A 448-nucleotide genomic window follows, 5' to 3' on the forward strand; every position below is an offset into this window, starting at 1 on the left:
GCAGTGGGCTGAGCGCCAGGCGCGAGACGCTGCTGCGAACCTTCTTGGCCTTCAGGCCTATGAGCTTGGCCGCCTGCAGCAGCTCCTGCGTGCCGATGCGGTCGTTGGCCGCCAGGCCCAACCGGTGTGCCAGCGTCGCCGGGTCGCAGGCGATGTGGTGCAGCCGTGCGATCAGGCACAGGGCGTGCAACGGGCCATGTGCCACCTCCCCTGTCGCAGCACAATGCTCTTCTTTGACATCGTGCGCTCCCACAAGCAGCGCGCGCGCTTGCGCTTCCGCTTCGCGGCTATTTACGTTCATTTTTCCCCCGCCCCAATATTTTCAGATTCCCCAGAATGGAACAATGGTAGATGCAAACAGCCTGTTTCAGTTAAGTGAGCGAAGGCCAAATAACGTATTTTTTTGTAAAAAATTGAACTTTAGCGAAGCCAAGGGATAGCCTACTTG

The 448-nt window shown here is 58.0% G+C and carries 1 protein-coding gene; it reads right to left on the reverse strand.

Going from position 1 to position 448, the window contains the following annotated elements:
• Window positions 1–301: hypothetical protein (locus K9U40_RS23810; RefSeq protein WP_432715944.1), on the reverse strand; the 301-nt coding region annotated here is incomplete at its 3' end.
• Window positions 302–448 lie beyond the last annotated feature (147 nt).

The sequence above is a fragment of the Xanthobacter autotrophicus genome (assembly GCF_030015065.1).
GTDB classification, from domain to species: Bacteria; Pseudomonadota; Alphaproteobacteria; order Rhizobiales; family Xanthobacteraceae; genus Xanthobacter; species Xanthobacter autotrophicus_D.